18 protein-coding genes and 3 pseudogenes are annotated in these 17,132 nt (G+C 69.5%); 8 read left to right on the top strand and 13 right to left on the bottom strand.

Annotation, left to right across the window (positions count from 1 at the left end):
• Nucleotides 1-22: 22 nt before the first annotated feature.
• The 8 genes and pseudogenes from AC0KTA_RS26085 to AC0KTA_RS26120 form a co-directional block, all read right to left on the bottom strand.
• Nucleotides 23-415: a nuclear transport factor 2 family protein gene (locus tag AC0KTA_RS26085; RefSeq protein WP_481050648.1), complete on the bottom strand. Its 393-nt coding sequence runs from the start codon at nucleotides 413-415 to the stop codon at nucleotides 23-25.
• A gap of 261 nt (nucleotides 416-676) precedes the next feature.
• Complete coding sequence (locus tag AC0KTA_RS26090) at nucleotides 677-1,144, bottom strand: Pepco domain-containing protein (protein WP_481050649.1); 468 nt, start codon at nucleotides 1,142-1,144, stop codon at nucleotides 677-679.
• Nucleotides 1,122-2,390 carry a CHAT domain-containing protein gene (locus AC0KTA_RS26095; protein WP_481050650.1) on the bottom strand — a complete coding sequence of 423 codons (1,269 nt, stop codon included), beginning with the start codon at nucleotides 2,388-2,390 and terminating at the stop codon, nucleotides 1,122-1,124. Before AC0KTA_RS26095 ends, AC0KTA_RS26090 begins: the two co-directional genes overlap by 23 nt.
• Entirely contained in the window at nucleotides 2,387-4,069 is a 1,683-nt protein-coding gene (locus tag AC0KTA_RS26100) for a hypothetical protein (protein WP_481050651.1), read from the bottom strand. The genes AC0KTA_RS26095 and AC0KTA_RS26100 overlap by 4 nt, the downstream gene beginning before the upstream one ends.
• Nucleotides 4,070-4,184: 115 nt before the next feature.
• Nucleotides 4,185-4,481 (bottom strand): hypothetical protein, encoded by a 297-nt coding sequence (locus AC0KTA_RS26105; protein WP_481050652.1) that lies wholly within the window; start codon nucleotides 4,479-4,481, stop codon nucleotides 4,185-4,187.
• Nucleotides 4,482-4,803: 322 nt separating this feature from the next.
• Nucleotides 4,804-5,079 (bottom strand): annotated as a pseudogene (locus tag AC0KTA_RS26110) (bifunctional serine/threonine-protein kinase/ABC transporter substrate-binding protein); the annotation flags it as partial.
• Nucleotides 5,076-5,630: a hypothetical protein gene (locus tag AC0KTA_RS26115; protein ID WP_481050653.1), complete on the bottom strand. Its 555-nt coding sequence runs from the start codon at nucleotides 5,628-5,630 to the stop codon at nucleotides 5,076-5,078. The pseudogene AC0KTA_RS26110 and the gene AC0KTA_RS26115, both read right to left, overlap by 4 nt.
• A gap of 521 nt (nucleotides 5,631-6,151) precedes the next feature.
• Nucleotides 6,152-6,352 carry a hypothetical protein gene (locus AC0KTA_RS26120; RefSeq protein ID WP_481050654.1) on the bottom strand — a complete coding sequence of 67 codons (201 nt, stop codon included), beginning with the start codon at nucleotides 6,350-6,352 and terminating at the stop codon, nucleotides 6,152-6,154.
• 118 nt (nucleotides 6,353-6,470) lie between these two features.
• Here AC0KTA_RS26120 and AC0KTA_RS26125 point away from each other — a divergent pair, with 118 nt between their 5' ends.
• The 4 genes from AC0KTA_RS26125 to AC0KTA_RS26140 all read left to right on the top strand — a co-directional run bounded on the left by AC0KTA_RS26125 (nucleotide 6,471) and on the right by AC0KTA_RS26140 (nucleotide 11,302).
• Nucleotides 6,471-8,918, top strand: a complete 2,448-nt coding sequence (locus tag AC0KTA_RS26125; protein ID WP_481050655.1) for a tetratricopeptide repeat protein — start codon at nucleotides 6,471-6,473, stop codon at nucleotides 8,916-8,918.
• Between the two features lie 172 nt (nucleotides 8,919-9,090).
• On the top strand, nucleotides 9,091-9,234 hold the full coding sequence (locus tag AC0KTA_RS26130) for a hypothetical protein (protein ID WP_481050656.1): 144 nt from the start codon (nucleotides 9,091-9,093) through the stop codon (nucleotides 9,232-9,234).
• A 465-nt stretch (nucleotides 9,235-9,699) separates the two neighbouring features.
• Nucleotides 9,700-10,332: an RNA polymerase sigma factor gene (locus AC0KTA_RS26135; protein ID WP_481050657.1), complete on the top strand. Its 633-nt coding sequence runs from the start codon at nucleotides 9,700-9,702 to the stop codon at nucleotides 10,330-10,332.
• Nucleotides 10,325-11,302 (top strand): CU044_5270 family protein, encoded by a 978-nt coding sequence (locus tag AC0KTA_RS26140; protein ID WP_481050658.1) that lies wholly within the window; start codon nucleotides 10,325-10,327, stop codon nucleotides 11,300-11,302. Before AC0KTA_RS26135 ends, AC0KTA_RS26140 begins: the two co-directional genes overlap by 8 nt.
• Here the strand turns inward: AC0KTA_RS26140 and AC0KTA_RS26145 are convergent.
• A pseudogene (locus AC0KTA_RS26145) lies at nucleotides 11,286-11,461 on the bottom strand (endonuclease/exonuclease/phosphatase family protein); the annotation flags it as partial. The gene AC0KTA_RS26140 and the pseudogene AC0KTA_RS26145 sit on opposite strands and share 17 nt — an antisense overlap.
• Nucleotides 11,462-11,782: 321 nt before the next feature.
• On the opposite strand from AC0KTA_RS26145, the gene AC0KTA_RS26150 reads away from it, so the two are divergent.
• Nucleotides 11,783-11,920 (top strand): hypothetical protein, encoded by a 138-nt coding sequence (locus AC0KTA_RS26150; RefSeq protein ID WP_481050659.1) that lies wholly within the window; start codon nucleotides 11,783-11,785, stop codon nucleotides 11,918-11,920.
• A 52-nt stretch (nucleotides 11,921-11,972) separates the two neighbouring features.
• On the opposite strand, the gene AC0KTA_RS26155 is transcribed toward AC0KTA_RS26150, so the two are convergent.
• Genes AC0KTA_RS26155 through AC0KTA_RS26165 form a run of 3 tightly spaced genes read right to left on the bottom strand, consistent with a single transcriptional unit; the run spans nucleotide 11,973 to nucleotide 13,371 of the window.
• Nucleotides 11,973-12,575 (bottom strand): DJ-1/PfpI family protein, encoded by a 603-nt coding sequence (locus AC0KTA_RS26155; protein WP_481050660.1) that lies wholly within the window; start codon nucleotides 12,573-12,575, stop codon nucleotides 11,973-11,975.
• A gap of 14 nt (nucleotides 12,576-12,589) precedes the next feature.
• A complete protein-coding gene (locus tag AC0KTA_RS26160; RefSeq protein WP_481056738.1) occupies nucleotides 12,590-12,742 on the bottom strand; it encodes a hypothetical protein in 153 nt (50 codons plus the stop codon).
• On the bottom strand, nucleotides 12,739-13,371 hold the full coding sequence (locus AC0KTA_RS26165) for an HD domain-containing protein (RefSeq protein ID WP_481050661.1): 633 nt from the start codon (nucleotides 13,369-13,371) through the stop codon (nucleotides 12,739-12,741). Before AC0KTA_RS26165 ends, AC0KTA_RS26160 begins: the two co-directional genes overlap by 4 nt.
• Nucleotides 13,372-13,441: 70 nt before the next feature.
• Here AC0KTA_RS26165 and AC0KTA_RS26170 point away from each other — a divergent pair, with 70 nt between their 5' ends.
• Nucleotides 13,442-14,413 carry a GlxA family transcriptional regulator gene (locus AC0KTA_RS26170; RefSeq protein WP_481050662.1) on the top strand — a complete coding sequence of 324 codons (972 nt, stop codon included), beginning with the start codon at nucleotides 13,442-13,444 and terminating at the stop codon, nucleotides 14,411-14,413.
• Between the two features lie 5 nt (nucleotides 14,414-14,418).
• On the opposite strand, the pseudogene AC0KTA_RS26175 reads toward AC0KTA_RS26170, so the two are convergent.
• Nucleotides 14,419-14,661, bottom strand: a pseudogene (locus tag AC0KTA_RS26175) (tetratricopeptide repeat protein); the annotation flags it as partial.
• 479 nt (nucleotides 14,662-15,140) lie between these two features.
• Between AC0KTA_RS26175 and AC0KTA_RS26180 the strand changes: the two are divergent.
• Nucleotides 15,141-15,632: an N-acetyltransferase family protein gene (locus AC0KTA_RS26180; RefSeq protein WP_481050663.1), complete on the top strand. Its 492-nt coding sequence runs from the start codon at nucleotides 15,141-15,143 to the stop codon at nucleotides 15,630-15,632.
• A gap of 53 nt (nucleotides 15,633-15,685) precedes the next feature.
• Nucleotides 15,686-16,885 (top strand): IS701 family transposase, encoded by a 1,200-nt coding sequence (locus tag AC0KTA_RS26185; protein ID WP_481050664.1) that lies wholly within the window; start codon nucleotides 15,686-15,688, stop codon nucleotides 16,883-16,885.
• Nucleotides 16,886-17,132: the final 247 nt, after the last annotated feature.

Consider the following 17,132-nt stretch of genomic DNA (forward strand, 5'->3'; position numbering starts at 1 on the left):
ATCGTGATCGCGTTACGAGCTCTTAGGGATCTTGAACCACGGTTCCTTGGTGGTAGAGAACCGTCCAGCCGTCAGCAGACTGCTGCCAGATCGTTGCCCGACGTGTTCTCCGTCCGTTGAGCACCAAGGTGTACGTCAGCAGATAGACAGCCGCAGCCAGTTCCAGGCAGTGAAAGTCGGAGGTCTCCCACTCCTCGGCTGGCGGAGAGTTATAGCGCTCCTCCAAGACATCGAGAACGTACTCACGACTGTAGCGCCGTCCTGACGCCCCGGTCTCCCAGAAATCCGGGGCTGTCATAGCCTCAAAATCAGCCCTTGTCGTTCCGAACGCGGTTCGGTGGAAGAGCGGTTCCCTGCGGACAAGCTCGTCGAGAACACCACGCAGTCGATCGTCGGTCACGAGGTCGGGTTCCATCTTCACTGCGTAACACGACCGAACCCAGCCGGGCATCCCAATTGGTACCCCACCCCGGGTGGCGACCTGCTCGACGTTCAAAGGCGCTGCCCCTGCCGCTATCTGCTTCGACGGCCAGCCACCCTGACGGGCGACTGGCCGTTCCGCGTTCGAGGCCGTGTCAGTGCCGTCATTTCTGCTCAACATTCATGAGTCAGTTGATCACTGACTGCCTCCGAAACCCGTCGACAAACGCTGTTCCTAGAGTTGAACGAAGCCACGTCAGCTCACTCCGGCCGGACCGGGGGCGTTCCCCCTGGGCCCCTCGGGGGAGTCCGGTGGTGACGGGCTCTTGCGTGTGAAGGTGAACGTCATGCTGGAAGTGCCCGTCAGCTCGCCGCCCGCGCCGAGCAGGGAGAGCTGGCCCTTGGCGCTGACCTCCGCGCTGACGGTGACGTCGTTCAGCTCGAAGGCGCCGTAGTCCTCCGGCAGGGAGGCGAGGACGGGGCTCAGGGTGTCGAGGAAGTCGGTGACACGCTGCCGGAACACGTCGGCGGGCACCTGGGACCGCCCCAGGCGCCACTCCTGCGAGCGCCGGAACAGGGCCCGCTCGTCGTTGTCTTCCAGGCCCAGGATGCGGACGATGCCGGACCCGGACTGCTCGGCGCTCGACTGCTCGGTGCCAGGCCGCTCGGGCTCGGACGGGCTGGGGGCGGGGCGGTCCGGGTCAGACTGTGCGTGCTGTGTCATAGGCGTCCTTCATGATCTTGGGGCAGAGCCGCAACTGGGGGTCCGCGTAGGCGGAGTAGACGATGCCGAGCGGGTTGTTGAACGAGTGCAGCAGGCTGTTGCGGGCCTCCATCAGGCTGCGGCCCAAGGGGAGTCCCCGGAGCAGGAACGGGTCGTAGAACGCCCGGGAGAACGCCGCCGCTACGTCGTCGGGCACCTCGACCTCGCTGCCGACGAACCCCCGGTTGCGGTTCTTCAGGAAGAGGAACGGGAACGAGAGGGAGCTGGTCGCGTGCATACGGGCCGCTCCGCAGGCGTTCATGACGACGAGTGGCATCCGTTCCTCGGCATCGCGATCGGTCCGGGCGGCGGCCATCAGATCCTCGCCGAGTTCGCCGAGCGTGACGCGCAGGGCCCGGCCTTCGCCGCTCAGCTCGATCTCGTTCTCCAGCGGGTCGTCGGCGCTGGCGTAGCAGTGGCAGGCGAAGTGCTGCACCTGGTCAGGGGTCTTGCGGCGGCCGTGGTCGCTGCCCTGGCGCCCGGCGAGCAGCAGCGTGGGGTCGTAGATCTGCTCCGCGAGGGAGGGCACCTCCGGGTCGGCCACCGGGTAGGGTCCCTCGACCTCCACCCGGTGGGCTGCGGCTGAGGAGAACCAGGAGAGCTCCTCCTGGGCGCCGGCCAGGTGCTCGTAGTGGAGGAATCGGACCGGCACCTTGCCCTCCGGTGTGGTGACGAGGTCCAGGCCGTGCGGCTGCGGCAGTGGCATGGTGCGCTTGACCATGCAGGAGAACCCGACCAGCGACCGGCAGGCCCTTGCGAAGCTCTCGCGGTCGGTGACCTCGTCGGGAGCGAGCCGGAAGAGCGGCAGCATCTCCAGCGGGAGGAAGGCGTCCCTGCCGCCCACGCACTCGATCAAGGGCGGGGGCAGGCTCGGATTGCGCGCGAAGGGGAGCGCCCTGGCCCAGAAGCGCTCCAGCTCGTTGGAGACGTTTATGTCGAACAGCAGGAAGAGCAGACGCAGCCCGACACGACGCAGGCCGTTGAACACGGCGCCCAGTTCCTCCTCGGGCACGTGCAGCTCCGGCACGGTGTCCTTGAGGCGTGTCAGCCCGGTGTCGAGCTGCCGGCGTGCTTCGTCCAGCACGCCCTTGCCCGGCAGGGAGATCTTCAGGGACGGGGTGTTGTTGCGAGCGTGGAACTCTATCCTCGTCCGCGCGCGGCCCTCGCGCACGCGCACCGTGACGTCCGCGGGCAGGCTCCCGGTCACTCGGCGACCTCCGTCTCCCCGGTCCCCTCGTGCGCCTGCGGCTGCCCGGTCTCCTTCGCCGTCTCCGGCGCACATGGTCGCGCGTGGACCGTGAGGGCGAGAGCCTGGATCAGACGCCCGGCCTGGTAGAGCTGGAACCACACCTCGTGCTGCCCCTCCTGGTCGGGCAGTTGGAACGCGAACGAGCGCTGCTGCTCCTCGCCCGAGGCGACCTGCAGCGTGCGGCGCTGGGGCAGTGGCGTGAGCGAGGGGCTGTCCACCACCGCCTCGAACTCGACGGTCGGCACCGCCCGCCCGCCCTGCACGTGCACGGGCTCGAAGACGTAGAAGTCCCGGTCGGACGCCGTCTCCTGCGAGGCCGGAACGTCCCGGGCCCGGCTGTCCTGCGCCACGGCCAGGACCAGCCGGACACGGCTCCCGGCGCGGGCTAGGACCATGCCGTCCCGGTGCCCCGCGGCGCCGTTCTCGCCATCCCCGTCGCCGAGACGCACGGACAGGAACCCGGTGAAATTGGCCAGCGGTGGCCCGACCACCATCTCCTCGACGCTCGCGCGGATCGAGCGCTGAAGGTCGGTGCGGAGCGTCCCCAGGCCGTGTGCCAACTGGCGCCATACGCCGCTGCTGATGCTGTCGGATGCCGCACGCGCGACCTGCCCCGCGAGCTGCTCCGTCACGCGGCCGGCCACGCTGCTCTCGATCTTGTCCGCCACCTGCGATGCGAGCGCGTCCAACTCGCGAGAGCTCAGCCGGTCCGGGCCTCTCGGGGGCGGGTACAGCGTGGGGTACCCCCCTCCCGTGCGATAGCTGGCCTCATACAGCGCGTCCCTCACCACATGGTGGAGATCCCGCATCCACCGGTCGTCCCGTCGCCCGCGCTCGATCCGCTCGTGCGCCCAGGCCCCGACCCACCAACGGGCTGCGAGCACGAGGAGCAGCGCGGGCAGGCCTGTCAGCACGGCTGTGCCGACCTGTCCGTCCACGGCCGTACGGGCTGTCACGCCGCCCAGCCCGGCGGCCGGGGCCAGCAGCAGCACCGTGACGGCACGCGCGCCACGGTCGCTGGTGGGCGTGAGATCGTCCTCATCGACCGCACGCAGCGCGAGGGCGCCCTGCAGGATCAGCGGCAAGGCGCAGCCGAGGGCCACAGCGGGCCCGTACCGCTCGTCCACCGCGAACCTCACGGCGAGCCAGCCCGCGCTCCCGGCCGCCACTGTGAGCGCCGCGACAGCCGCGAGCCCCGCCGCGCCCGCGTTCCTCGCCAGGTCCCCGCACAGCCGGTACAGCCACACTGGCGCCAGCGCGAGCGCCACGCCGCCCGCCAGCCAGGCGGCTCCCGTGTGCTCGTCGGAGCCCAGCACGACCGTCAGCCACAACAGACTGACTTCCGCGGGCAGAGCGACCACGCTGACGACGACGTCCCAGCGGAACGCGGTGTCGCTCGACGTGCGCACCGAACCCGGCGCGTCGGCGAGCGCGCGCCACAGCAGCCAGAGGAGCGCGCCGGTCGCCGCCGCTGCGAGGGCGCATAGCCCAAGTCCCAGGGATAGTCGGCCGACACTTCCGTCCTCCAGCGACCGGTCCATGAACCCGTAACCGGCGACAGCTGCCGCCGAACCGCCGACCGCGACGAGGAGCGCCTGCACGGTCGGCACGAGTCGGTTCGTGGACTGTTTGGCCATCGATTCCCCGCTCCGTCCCGCTTCCGAGTGCCAACTCGCCCGGCCAGTATGGCTGTTGTAGGTCACGCTGAGGGCGGCCCGGTTCAAGGAAGCGCGTACGGGACGCCCAAGCGTTTCAGGCGATGCTGGAGCGTGGCGGAGATGATCGGGCGGTCGCGGGCGGAGCCCAAGGGAAGAGGTAGGGCGTCTCGCAGGTCCGCAGCAAGGCGGCGAGCGAGCGGCGCTGGTCGATCAGCGCTCGGAGGAGAGCCGAGAGCCGCGGGCGTAGCCAGAGAGGGGCACGGCCGAGCTGGAGGCCGAGGACGCCGTTCTCGACTGAGTGCGCCTGGACGTCGTCGGTGGTGAGGTTGACGACGCGGTCGGTGCGTCGGCCGTATTGGAGGACCAGGCAGCCGGCGGCACGGTCGGCCAAGGGGAGGGCGTCCTCGGCTACCCACCCGGCTTTGCCAGCGGTAGCCACACCAGGCAGATCCGTCACCTACGCGAGTAGTTGCCCGGCTACCCCGGCCTCCACCAGCGCAGGCACGACCAACTCACCTGTCCTGAGCAGGGCTTCTCAGCCACCCGCTAAGAGACGCTGACCGTCGGCGCGACATTCCTGATGGCTACCGGAAGCCAGGGAACAGCCGAGCCCGACAGCAGGAGAGGGGCGCAGACGCTGTACGCAAGCACCAGCTCGTGACGGCCGGGAGCAATCGTGAGGTGGGTGAGGAGTACGTGGTCGAACGGCAACCGGTGGCCAGCCACGGCGCGGCCGCCTCGGTGTCGGCGTCCAGGACGGGGGTGACCCACCGGGAGGTGACGTTCCGGGCGAGGGCGACCTCGCGGCCGAACCGCTGCCGGAAGTCCTCGTCATCGGCGTGCTGGGCATGGATGGTCTTGATCGCCACGTGGCGCCCGCCCGGCGAGCGCCCCAGATACACCACGCCCATGCCGCCGGCGCCGAGCCGGCCGAGGAGCCGGTACGGCCCGATCCGGGCCGGATCGGAGTCGCACAGCCGTCCGCTCACCGACCACCCGTCTCGCCCGCCAGCCGGACCAGCATCGCCGCGGCCGTGCGGGCCTCGGTCGAGCTCAGCTCCTCTTTGCCGCGCCCAGGACCGCCGCTGGCCGTGACCGTCACGGTCACCGGCCCCTTACGCATCATCCACCAGTGGTAGTAGAACGGCCCGGAGCCGTCCGCCGCGTGGTACCGGCCCATCTCCTGCAGCGTCTCGTCAGTGTTGGGCACCGGCTGAGGCGGGATCGCCGACAGCAGTCCAGTCAGCTTCTCACCGCCGCCCAGCTGCTGTTCCGGGCAGTCCAGGGTCTCCTTGAGCATGGAGTCGAGCTCGCGTTTGGCCCCCTTGGGTGTGCGGTGCACGGTGACGATCGCCGTCATCCGCGCCGGGCCCTTGCCGTCCGCGGCGGGCAGTTCGCTGTGGCGGGACAGGCTCGCCAGGACATCCGTCGGCAGCGGAACGCGCCGCCAGGAACAGGATCCGTCCAGCTTCGCCCAGGTCGCCGGGTCGCTCTCGAACGGTGACTTCCTGACGTACCCCGGCCCCCAGTCCTCCGGCATGGCCGCGACCTCACGCGCCAACGCCAGCGCCCCGCCCTGGTTCTTCGGGTACCGAGCGGGCTTCGACGGGGCCGTGGTCGTGCTGCTCGGGGACTCCGACGGACTCGGACCCGCGCGCGGCACGCTCCCACTGCTCGACGCCGTGGAGCTGCGCGGCGCAGCCGCTCCTTCGTTGTCCGACGAGCAACCTGCGGCCATCATCGTCACCGTCGCGGCGCACGCGCCAACGACCGTCGCTCGTCTTCTCGTTAAGTCTGCTCTCTCGGACATCGGCCCCCCGTACTCCGTCGTCGCCACGGGGGATCGGCTCCCGGCCAGTCGCTGTCGGAAGGCCCCCCGCATCACGGGGCACACCGTGCCCGCACCAGCCGAGCGCGGCAAGAGCGCACGTCGCCAACTCCAGACGCAGATCCGGCCATCGCGCCCCCATGGGCCCGCGGCTGGGTCCGACGAGGGCTCGTAGACAGCTACGGATCACGGTGTGCACCGCGGGGCGTCGGGCAGGCCTGTCGCTTTCCCTCCTACGTGAGGACTGCGTCGAGCGCGGTGGTGACTGCGGCGGCGAGGGTGAGGACTGCGGCGAATGTGGCGGCGGCCCGTACGAGAGCGGCGGGGTAGCCGGCGCCGTCGAGGCGGGCGAGTTTGCCCGCGCCGGCCGCAGCCAGGAGGGCGACGATGACCACGAGGGCGGCAGTGATCAGAACGACGGCGAGACCGGGCACGAAGGGGCTCCCTGTGGCTGACGGGGACAGTGACATGACCGAGGATGGTGAGGGAGCTGTTTGCCGGGGTTCGGCTGAACGAAGGCGGCCACAGGTGAACACATCAGCCGGAGGATGAGTGCACGACGGGCAGGAAGAGCGTGAGGCGGCCTTTGCCGAGTTGCGCCGCAGACTGAGTGCGGGACTGGCGTCCGCTCGACTGAACAAGACACAACTGGCCGCCCAAGCCGGGCTGGGTCGTACGACCGTGCAGCAGGCGTTTCAGAGCGACGCCGCTCTCCCGCCGTCAGCCGAGACGGTGGCGGCCTTGGCCCGCGTGCTGCGGCTGCCCACTCGGGAATTGTTGGACCTTCGCCGGCAAGCCGCCGGCGATGATCCTGCTCCTCGGCAAGGTCCAGGCAAGCCCATCAGTGAGTGGGACCCCTACGACCTGGAGGTTCACCCCGCCGGGCCCGTCCTGCACGGAAGGGGTACCAGCCGTCCGCAGCCGATGCTCTCCGGATACGTCGCGCGGGAACATGACCAGGTCCTGGCCGGTGCGGTACGTGACGTGGCTCAAGGTCACAGCCGCATGGTGGTGTTGGTGGGGACATCCTCGACCGGTAAGACCCGAGCCTGCTGGGAAGCCGTTCAACCGCTGGCGGACGAGGGGTGGAGGTTGTGGCACCCTTTCGACCCCACACGGTCAGAGGCCCTGCTGGATGGCCTCGCGCATGTGCGCCCGCGCACGGTGGTGTGGCTCAACGAGGCGCAGCACTACTTCGGTGAACCGCGGACAGGTGAGCGCGTCGCCGCCGCGCTGCACAGCCTGCTCACCAAGCCCGAATGCGGGCCGAACCTGATCCTGGGCACCTTGTGGCCCGAGTACGCCGACGCCTACACCGCCGTGCCCCCGCCGCGGGCCGAGGACCCGCACAGCCGTGTGCGCGAGCTGCTCGCCGGACGTACGGTCACTGTTCCGGAGTCGTTCGACGACGAGGCACTCCGCCGCGCGGCAGCGCTCGCGGGGGACGGTGACGTCCTGCTGCGCAGCGCGCTCACTCGAACCCGCGGTGATGGGCGGGTCACCCAGGACCTGGCCGGGGCCCCCGAACTTCTGCGCCGCTACCAGCAGGGCACGCCGGGCGTAAGGGCCGTGCTGGAGGCAGCCATGGATGCCCGGCGCCTGGGCGTCGGCCTGCACGTCCCGTACGCCTTCCTTGTTGACGCCGCGACCGATTACTTCAGCGACCACGACTTCGATCATCTGGAGGAGGACTGGGCGGAAGCCGCCTTCGCCGACCTCGCCCGCCCGGTCCACGGCAAGCAGGCGCCCCTGCGCCGCACCGCACCACGACCCAAGCGTCACCCGCCTGGTGATCCATCGTTCACCGACCCGCCAGAGCCGACCTCGGGGCCGGTGTTCCGGTTGGCCGACTACCTCGAGCAGCACGGCCGCTCCACCCGCCGAAAGGTGTGCCCACCCGCCTCTTTCTGGCACGCCGCCCATACCCATCTGCGCCACCCTGAGGAGCTCTGTGCGCTGGGCCGCGCAGCCAGGGCGCGGCACCGGCTCCAGTGGGCCTACCACTTGTTCCGCCGAGCTGTTGCCGCCGGCAACACGCGCGCTGTCTACTCCCTGGGCTTGATGTGCCGGGAGTTCGGTGATCTGGCCGCCGCTGAGTCCTTCTTCCGGAAGGCCGACGCAGCGGGGGAACGCGAGAGCTTGCCCGCTCTGGCCCGGATGAGGCAGAGGGCCGGAGACTACGCCGATGCCGAAGCCGTGTACCAAGAGCTCGCCTACCTAGGCGATTCCGATGCCCAGATCTCCCTCGGGCTCATCCGCAGGAGGATGAAGGACTACGACGGTGCCGAAGTCATCCTTCGAGAGCTCACCGCGTCAGGTAATCACCGAGCCGCCTACTACCTGGCACGGATGCTGGCCGGGTCCGGGGACGTTGTCGGTGCCGAAACCGTTGTCTCGAAGACCATCGACGAGGGCAACCAGCTCGGCCTGATCCAACTCGCCCGAATCCGAGCCGAGTCCGGGGACCTTGCCGGCGCCGAAGACTCGCTCCGCAAAGCTGTCGCAGACGGCGCGACGGACGCGCTGACTGATCTGACGCGGGTCCTGGAGAAGTCTGGAGACCATGCCGGTGCCGAAGAGATCGCCCGGCAAGCGATCGACGCGGGGAACCGGCGCGCGCAGATCTCTCTGGCGCGGATGCGCGAAAGGGCCGGGGACCTGGTCGGCGCCGAAGAGCTTCTCCAGCGAATCGCCGGAGAAGGAGGGGTGGATGCGCTGATCGCTCTGGCGGAGATGTGGAGGAGGGCTGGAGACACGGCTCGGGCTGAGGCGACCCTTCGACCCGCCATCAACTCGGGCAGGTCAGCGGTGTTGCTTCCCTTGGCGCGCATCCATGAGGCATCCGGGGATGTCGCCAGTGCCGATGCCCTCCTCCGACAAGCCGCCGACGCAGGCAGACTGATGCCCCTCGTCCTTCAGCGTCGGTGGCCGCATGGGCTGGACCCCGATGGCACGCCGACGCTTGCTTGGTATGCGGGGTCAGGCGAGGGACGTGCCTGAGCTGGCGGGGGCCGCGGCCGAGGGCGGCGAGGCTGTCCAGCATGGCGCCGCCGTTGAGGATGCGAATGGGTTCTCCGGGGCCCCATCCTGGAGGCCGACGCCGGCGCGTTGCCACGCCGTCCGGGACGTAGGTCAGCTCCTGCTCTTCGCCACGTTGAGCCGATCTGACGCAGTGCACGAGTTCGATGCGGCGCTTGCCGAGATTCCCGAAGTCGTCGAGGCGCAGCGACTGTTCGGCGAACTGCGCCCCTATGAGACCGTTCTCATCCGCCTCGTACGCGGCCTGGGCTCGACTAACGGCCTCGGGGGAAATTGAGATCTGGGAGTGCCGGCCTGAGGTTCGGCTGATGGGTGATCAGCACGTGGTGTCGCGGACGAGCTCGGTGCTCGTCTGTCGGCGGGTGGCCCGCTGGCGGATCTGTCGGAGACGAGACCGGCGATCGCGAGGTGGGTCTCGGCGTAGGTGTCGCGCCGTCCGGTGAACCTGCGCAGGGGTGCCCACTGGCGGAGCTCGGCGTTGGTGTGCCCGACACAGATCCGGGCCGAGGACTGCCGACGCCTGGCCTCCTGCCAGGCGTACTTGTCGCCGTCGGGGCAGGCCGATGCTGCCGGGGTGATCACGAGCCGGCCGTGGGCGAGGCGGACGAAAGGCATGTGGGCGTGGCCGCAGACCACGGTGTCGCCGAGGGGGGGGGCTGAGGGAACCGCTTCGGCGCGATGGGCGAAGGACAGGTGAAAGCCCAAGTATTCGAGCATCGTCCCTTGGACGAGAGGAGCCCCGATGACCGTCGGACCAGGCGTCCGCATCGGCACCGCGCGTGCCGATGCGGAGAGCGACGCCTCAGTGATCGCGCGGTCCCGGGATGAGCCCGAGGCGTTCGCCGCGCTCTTCGACCGGCACGCCGACGCCGTGCACCGCTATGCGGCCCGCCGCCTCGGCGGCGAGGTCGCCGATGACCTCGTGGCGGAGACCTTCACCACCGCATTCCAGCAGCGGCATCGCTACGACCCGGCCCGCGGCGCGGGCGCCGACGCCCGGCCCTGGCTGTTTGGCATAGCGACCAACTTGGTCGGCCGGCATCGGCGGGCTGAGGCCCGCCGGTTCAAGGCCATGGCCCGGGTCCCGGCCCTCGCCGACCACGACGAGCCGCTGGCCGACCGGGCCGCGGACCGGGTGGTGGCGCGGGCCGTACGCCGCGAGTTGGCGGCGGCGCTGGCCGCACTGCCCGCTCGGCACCGGGACGTGCTGCTGCTGGTGGCCTGGGGGGATCTCAGCTACGAGGAGGCGGCCCAGGCCCTCAGTATCCCCGTGGGCACGGTCAGATCACGGCTGCATCGGGCTCGCAGCAAGCTGCGCGAAGCATTGGGCGGATCCAATCCGACGGCACTGCGAGAGGTATCCGACCATGCATGACGAACTCGAACTCTTGAGGGAGTGGGACGCGGACGCGGCCCCGCTCACCGGTCCGGCCCGGGACCGGGCCCGGCACCAGCTGCTCAACGCCATGGCCCACACGGACCAGCGCACCGGCACCGGCCCCAGTCGCCGCCATGCGCTACGCCTCGCGGCGGCCGCGGTGGTCGCCACGGCGGTTACGGGGACGGCGGTACTGATCGGCACGGACGGCTCCGACGAGGGCGGCGCACCGGGCACGAGCACCCCGCGGGTGGAGAACGCCGCCGCGACGGTGCTGAACGGGGCGGCGGAGTGGGAGCGCGAGCAGGAGAAGGAGCCGGTGGCGCCGCGCGACGACCAGTTCATCTACTCGAAGCGGATCATCAAGGAGACGGAGCAGAAGACCGGCAAGGTCAAGACCTACACCGACGAGATGTGGGACTCGGTGGACGTCTCCAAGCGCTCCTTGTCCATGGAACTGGGCCGCGAGATGTGGGAGGAGCCCGCGGGGAAGGGCGGCGGGGTGTGGCCACCCCGGAAGTGGAGCGAGCTGAAGAAGCTGCCCCAAGACCCGGAGAAGCTCATCTGGGCCATCATCTCCCTCGGCTCCCGCGGCGGGTCCGACGACCGGTCGATCAGCGATCTCGACAAGCTCGATCGGTTCGAGGCCTACTTCCTGCTCGGCGAGCTCCTGAAGAACCCGGTGCTGCCCCAGGGACTGCGCCCCGCGGCGTACGAGGCGCTGGCCCTTGTGCCCGGCGTCAAGACGATCCCGGGAGTGAAGGACTCCGCCGGGCGGGCCGGGGTGGGGATCGCCTCTACCGAGCGCGGGTCCTACAAAAGCAAGTACCTGATCTTCGACCCGGCGTCGTATGAATTCCTGGGCTTCCGCGACGAGCGGATCTCGGCTTCCGGGAAGAAGAAGTACATCCAGCTGTCGCACGTAGTGGACTGGGGGATCGTCGACCGGGTCAAGCAGCGCCCGTAGGCCGCTGTCCCGCGGCCGGGACCCGCAGGGCCGCCGGCACCGGCAGATGGTCGCCGGTGCCGGCGGCCCTGAGGGTGCCTCCGGGAGGTCAGTGGGGATGCCGCAGCCGAGGACCTCGCCGCCCGGCGTCGCGAACGCCACGTCGATACGGCGGTCCGGGGTTGATACGGCACGTCGCTGGCTGTCAGGGACAAAGAGCCCCAGCCCAGCACGGCAAAAGAACACGAGAGGTCCAGATAGCGGCCTGCTCGTGAGTCAGGAATTCCACCGGCACGCGGTGACCGTAGCCACGCCACGAGCCCGTTCAGCAGGCTTGCCCAAACTGTCCCACGACCGCCGGTCGCTGTGCCAGCCGACCAAGATCAATCTCACTGTTAGGCGCAGTACCGCTGCCACTCGCGACCGGACGAGCTGGCAGATGGCCGAGGTGCGGCCCTTTCTCGGCCTGGACGCCGAGTTCCCGCAGCGCGTCTTGAGAACGTGATCAAGGGCGCAGCCGTAGGCGCGGCGGGCATCGTTGCCGCGAAGGCCACGCCGAACGTCAAGAAGAGGTTCAACGACCTCAAGTCGAAGCTGAACCGCAAGTCGGAGGACACCGTCGAGGCAACCGCGCAATAAGTCAGCGGCGCGTTTCGCCTAGTGGTCCAGGACTCCTCCACACATGGATCGGCTAGACGGGCTCGTCGGCGAGGTACGGGGGAGCCGGGTCGTATTGGATGGCACGGCTTACAGTGCGGGCGTGGTCGCGTCCATGCAGGCGGCCGACGAGCCACAGCGCGCTGTCGATTCCGGCGGAGGCTCCCTGGCTGGTGAGGAGGTTTCCGTCGACGACATAGCGGGCGTCTCGCACGATCGTGACGTCGCCGCGTGCTTTGAGTTCGTCCTCGTGCCTCCAGTGTGTGGCGACGCGGCGCCCGCGTGCCGGACCCGCCGCGTGCAGCAGGAACGCGCCGGTGCACACGCCGTGCACCCAGTCGGCTCGTGTCGCGTTTTTGGCGATCCAGTCGGTGACTATGGGGTTGTGCACTTCGACCTCGCGCGCGCCCCGCCCGCCCGGTACCAACAGGACGTCCAGCGGGGGATGGGCGTCCAGGGTGTGGTCGGGAAGAACCCGCAGACCCTTGTCGCACCGCACGGGGCCAGGGCGCTCGGCGACGAGGAGTACGGTGTCGGCGCCGTCGCGCAGCAGGGCGGACTGGTTGAAGACTTCCCAGGGTCCTGCGATGTCCAGCTCATCGGCCTCGTCGAAGACGAGCAGCCCGTAGACGGTCATGCGATCTTCCTTACTCAGATGGCTTGTTGGATATCTGCGGTGAGTTCTTGGGCGGAGCGGAACCGGGCCCGGTAGCCGGACGGGGCGACACCGAGCCTGCGGTGGAAGGTGTGGAAGGTGCGGCGCAGGGTCTCGGCCTTGGCGAAGCCGTAGCGCGTTGGTTTCACTCCCCCCAGGGGCAGGACGCGGCGCCGAGTTCCAAGGCGGTGATGCCGTCGGCCCGTCGCTCACGCAGGAGTTCGCCTCCGAGCGAGTACCGGGGTGCCGCGGCGTCGGACCGGGCGGCCCGCTCCACGATCGCGTCCGTCAGCGACCGGACCATGGCGAGCCGTGGATAGGCGGCGTGAATCTCCTGCTCCCAGGCGGAGACGATCTCTGCGTTACGCCCGAAATCGATGCCTATGCCGCCGCGGGTCAGCCAGGCCAGCAGGCCGCGGCGCTCGGCGATGCCGGGAGAGGTATGCAGAGCGATCGCTTCCCAGACGCGGTCGACGTCCACCTCGGCGACACCGTGGTCCCGCAGTACCGCAGCCGCGAGATCCGCGCCCTCCACCTCGAATCGGGCCTCGCCGTGCGCGAGGGCGCCGGCGCCGAGATCGTGCATGACGGTCGCGGCGAAGAGCAGGTCACGGTCGTAGGCGGCATCGTCCAGACACCCCTCGTGTACGGCGAGGAGCTGCGCGAAGTAGAAGCTGCGCACGCTGTGGTTCGCGATCGAGGGACTCTCCGAGGTCCGCACGGCTGAAAGGACGGCATCAGCCAAGGGGCCGGTGGGGAGAGCGAGTGAGAACGTCATACCCGCACGCTACGAACCGGGTCGGCACACCAACAGTGGCCCGAGAGCCCATCGTCGCTAGGATCGTGCCATGTCGGCAGGGAACGTCCACCGCGTCGCAGTGCTGGTGGTTCCGGGGGTCCTCCCGCTCGACCTGGGCATTCCGGTCCAGGCGTTCGGGCCCGATCCCCACTACAACGTCACCGTCTGCTCCGCCGCGTCGGCCGGGCCGGTGCGCAGCGGCGGTTTCACGGTGACCCCGTCCTGCGGCCTGGAGGCACTGGAGGACGCCGAGACCGTAATCGTCCCGGGCTACGAAGACCCGGACGCACTGCTGCCCGCGGCAGCCCTGTCCGCGATCCGCTCCGCCCACGAGCGGGGAGCACGGCTGGTCTCGATCTGTACGGGCGCGTTTGCACTGGCCGCCGCAGGCGTGCTGGATGGCCGCCCCGCGACGACCCACTGGCAGGACACCGGGCGCCTGCAACGCCTGTATCCACGGATCGACGTTCTGCCGAACCGGCTCTACGTCGACGACGGCGACGTCCTCACTTCTGCCGGAGTGACCGCCGGCGTCGACCTGTGCCTGCACATCATCCGCAAGGACCACGGTGCCGCGGCCGCCAACGCTCGCGCGCGACGTCTCGTGGCCCCACCACGACGCGCCGGTGGTCAGGCGCAGTTCGTCGAGCGCTTCCGTCCGGCCGCGCAAGGTGACGACCTCGCGGCGATCAGGAGCTGGATGCTCGAGAACCTCGACCACCGTCAGACCCTCGACGCGCTGGCACACCGTGCGTCCATGTCCCGCCGCACGTTCATCCGACGCTTCCAGCAGGAAACAGGTACCTCGCCGATGGCCTGGCTCACCAGCGCCCGCATCGACTGGGCGCGCGAACTCCTGGAGACGACAGGTGTGCCTGTCGAACAGATCGGCCGGCTCACCGGACTCGGCAGCCCCGCCGCGCTCCGGGCAGCCTTCCACCGGCATGTCGGCACCTCACCCCAGGAGTACCGCACCCTCTTCCAGCACACACGAGCCGAGGGTCGAGCCGCCCGCCACTGACCCCGTCTGGACTCCTTGTTTCCTTCCATCAGCGTCAGGGCCTGGGACCAGGTCGGCGACGGCTTCGACGGCTCGCGCCTGGGCGGCGAGGCCGTCACCGAGGTCGGCGTACGTCAACGCGTGACCCGCTTGTACTTCACGGGGTCCCAGCGGCTCAGCGCGTCGCGGTGCTGCTGCTCGGTACCGATATGGTCGGACCGGCCGGTGAGCGTGCGCGCGGTGTGGCTGGCGACTGTGCCTGGGCCGGACCACTCACCTTTCGATCGGGGTCGGTGAACAGCTCGCCCGTGAATTTGTCACAGGCGTATCCGTCGCCTTCGACCTGGCGTCGAGCCTGGTCGTGCACGGACTTGGGCTTGGGGGGTACGGCGCGCAGCTTGGTGACGGTGCCCACTCCTCGTACGAAGGCGGGCAGCTCGGGCAGCAGGTGGTGATCAGGAACGCTGGGCGCTCGGCCGGGGTAAAGCGGGACCTCCTTTGGCATCGCCCTGGCGACTCAGGCCGCGGGTCTGCCCCAACAAGCGCCGGTGCTGCGGCTCGTCGAGCGTTCCTTCGTCCGGAAGACCGCCGTTCGGGCAGGCTGCCATCCGGGCCTCCGCCGCCCTCGAAGAGCCCTGGAGTGCTGGCTCGGACCCCGACCGGCTGCTTCCAGGGCCTGTCTGAAGTTGCGATCAGGCGGCGGGGGCTGGTTGACAGCTTCGCGCGAGGGGCCGGTTAGGGTCTGCGCATGTCTGCTGAGCCCGTTTCCGCCCCCGTTCTTACGTTGCGTCCCGCGACCCGCGCCGACCTGCCCGTGGTGCTCGCTCTGCTTGCCGATGAGGAGCGGGTGGTGGACCCGGCGGCTGTCACGGTCACGGAGGCGCACGAGTACGCCTTCGCGGCGATCGACGCGGACCCGCGCAACGAGATGCTGGTCCTGGTCGAGGGCACCGACGGGCAAGTTGGCGGGGCGGTTGTGGGCTGTCTGCAGGCGACGTACATCCCCGGGCTCGGCAAGGGAGGCGCCGAGCGGGCCCTGATCGAGGCCGTGCGGATTCGTGCGGACCGGCGAGGCGGCGGGATGGGCCGGATCTTGATGGAACGAGCGATCTCACGGGCACGCGCGCGTGGCTGCGGACTGGTCCAGCTGACGAGCAACAAGCAGCGCGAGCGTGCGCACCGCTTCTATGCCGGGCTCGGCTTCATCCGCAGCCACGACGGGTTCAAGCTCGGGCTCTAGTACTGCAGCGGTGCTTGCCGCGACTGCTGGCCAGATCGGTCGTTGGTGTGGTTATGGGTGGGGAACTTGCTGATGCCAGGTTGTGGGCGGGTGAACTGGACGCGTTGCACGAGCGGTTCGTGCACCGGTTCAGCCGGGCGGAGCCGCGTCAGTCGGCGCTGGCGTACATGCGAGGACTGATCGCTCCGCTGGAGCGGAAGAACGGCTGGACTGTGGCAGAGGAGGCCGGGCACGCCAGTCCCGATCGCATCCACCGTCTACTGAACCGGATCGAGTGGGATGCCGACGCGGTCCTGGACGACGTGCGCGGCTACATCGTCGAACAGCTCGGTGACCGGGACGCTGTCCTTATCGTCGACGACACCGGTTTCCTGAAGAAGGGAATCCGGTCGGCAGGGGTGCAACGGCAGTACTCCGGCACCGCCGGGCGGACGGAGAACTGCCAGATCGGTGTGTTCCTGGCCTACGCCACCGACCGCGGACGCACGCTGATCGACCGCCGTCTGTATCTGCCCACCTCCTGGACGGACGACCGGGAGCGATGCCGTCGGGCCGGCATCGAGGACGCCATCACCTTCGAGACGAAGGTGGCCATGGCCAAGGCGATGGTCCGACGGGCGATCGCCGACCGGATCCCGTTTGGGTGGGTGACCGCGGATGCCGCCTACGGCTTCAGCAAGGTCTGGCGCTTCGAGCTTGAGCAAGCCGATGTCTTCCACGTCATGGCCACCACCCGGCACGACACCGTCGTCACCCGCTGGTCCATCGAGCACCCCATCCACGAGATGTTTCCCAATCTGCCGCGGCAGAAGTGGAAACGCCGTTCCTGCGGCGCCGGGGCTCAGGGCCTGCGGTCCTTCGACTGGGCCCGCGTCGAGGTGTGGCCCTTTCGCCGCGAGGACCGTCGGCACTGGGTTCTGGCCCGCCGCAGCGTCAGCAGGCCCGACGAGATCTGCTACTACATCGCCTACTGCCCGGCCGACACCACGTTGGACGAGTTGATCCGCATCGCGGGCAGCCGATGGGCTGTTGAGGAATGCTTCCAGACGGCCAAGCAGGAGTGCGGCCTGGACGACTACCAGGTCCGCCGCTACTCGGGCTGGCACCGCCACATGACCCTGGCCATGGCCGCACACGCTTGTTTGACCGTCCTGCGAGCCCGCGAGTTCGACGCTGGCAAGGCAGAAACGGATCCTCCCACCTCATCCAACACTGCCTCGCGCTTTCGAAGGCACCGCGCTGGGGGGTCGTAGCGGTTGACGGCGCGGCCTTTGCGACCTGGCCTATCGGACAGGCCCTAACGCAGCCCGAGCTTCTTCTTGGAGCCCGGGCAGCCCGGAGCCGACCGTCGTGCAACTGGCGGAACTCACCGGCCTGACTGCTGGCGGACGGATGCCGGGGCATGGGAATTCGCTCCTCGGCCATGTCTACGCGGTGTACGGAACATCGCGGCGCGGCCATCGTGCGCCCCCTGACAGAGGGCCCGCGCGAGCTGGCGAT

The sequence above is a fragment of the Streptomyces sp. Y309 genome (assembly GCF_056712025.1).

Excerpts from the sequence above, each read along its gene's own strand:
- AC0KTA_RS26085 (WP_481050648.1), bottom strand. The coding sequence starts at position 415 with ATGGAACCCGACCTCGTGACCGACGATCGACTGCGTGGTGTTCTCGAC.
- AC0KTA_RS26155 (WP_481050660.1), bottom strand. The coding sequence starts at position 12,575 with ATGACCGTCTACGGGCTGCTCGTCTTCGACGAGGCCGATGAGCTGGAC.
- AC0KTA_RS26135 (WP_481050657.1), top strand. The coding sequence starts at position 9,700 with ATGACCGTCGGACCAGGCGTCCGCATCGGCACCGCGCGTGCCGATGCG.
- AC0KTA_RS26185 (WP_481050664.1), top strand. The coding sequence starts at position 15,686 with ATGGGTGGGGAACTTGCTGATGCCAGGTTGTGGGCGGGTGAACTGGAC.
- AC0KTA_RS26165 (WP_481050661.1), bottom strand. The coding sequence starts at position 13,371 with ATGACGTTCTCACTCGCTCTCCCCACCGGCCCCTTGGCTGATGCCGTC.
- AC0KTA_RS26140 (WP_481050658.1), top strand. The coding sequence starts at position 10,325 with ATGCATGACGAACTCGAACTCTTGAGGGAGTGGGACGCGGACGCGGCC.
- AC0KTA_RS26115 (WP_481050653.1), bottom strand. The coding sequence starts at position 5,630 with ATGCCGGAGGACTGGGGGCCGGGGTACGTCAGGAAGTCACCGTTCGAG.
- AC0KTA_RS26090 (WP_481050649.1), bottom strand. The coding sequence starts at position 1,144 with ATGACACAGCACGCACAGTCTGACCCGGACCGCCCCGCCCCCAGCCCG.
- AC0KTA_RS26180 (WP_481050663.1), top strand. The coding sequence starts at position 15,141 with ATGTCTGCTGAGCCCGTTTCCGCCCCCGTTCTTACGTTGCGTCCCGCG.
- AC0KTA_RS26100 (WP_481050651.1), bottom strand. The coding sequence starts at position 4,069 with ATGGCCAAACAGTCCACGAACCGACTCGTGCCGACCGTGCAGGCGCTC.
- AC0KTA_RS26170 (WP_481050662.1), top strand. The coding sequence starts at position 13,442 with ATGTCGGCAGGGAACGTCCACCGCGTCGCAGTGCTGGTGGTTCCGGGG.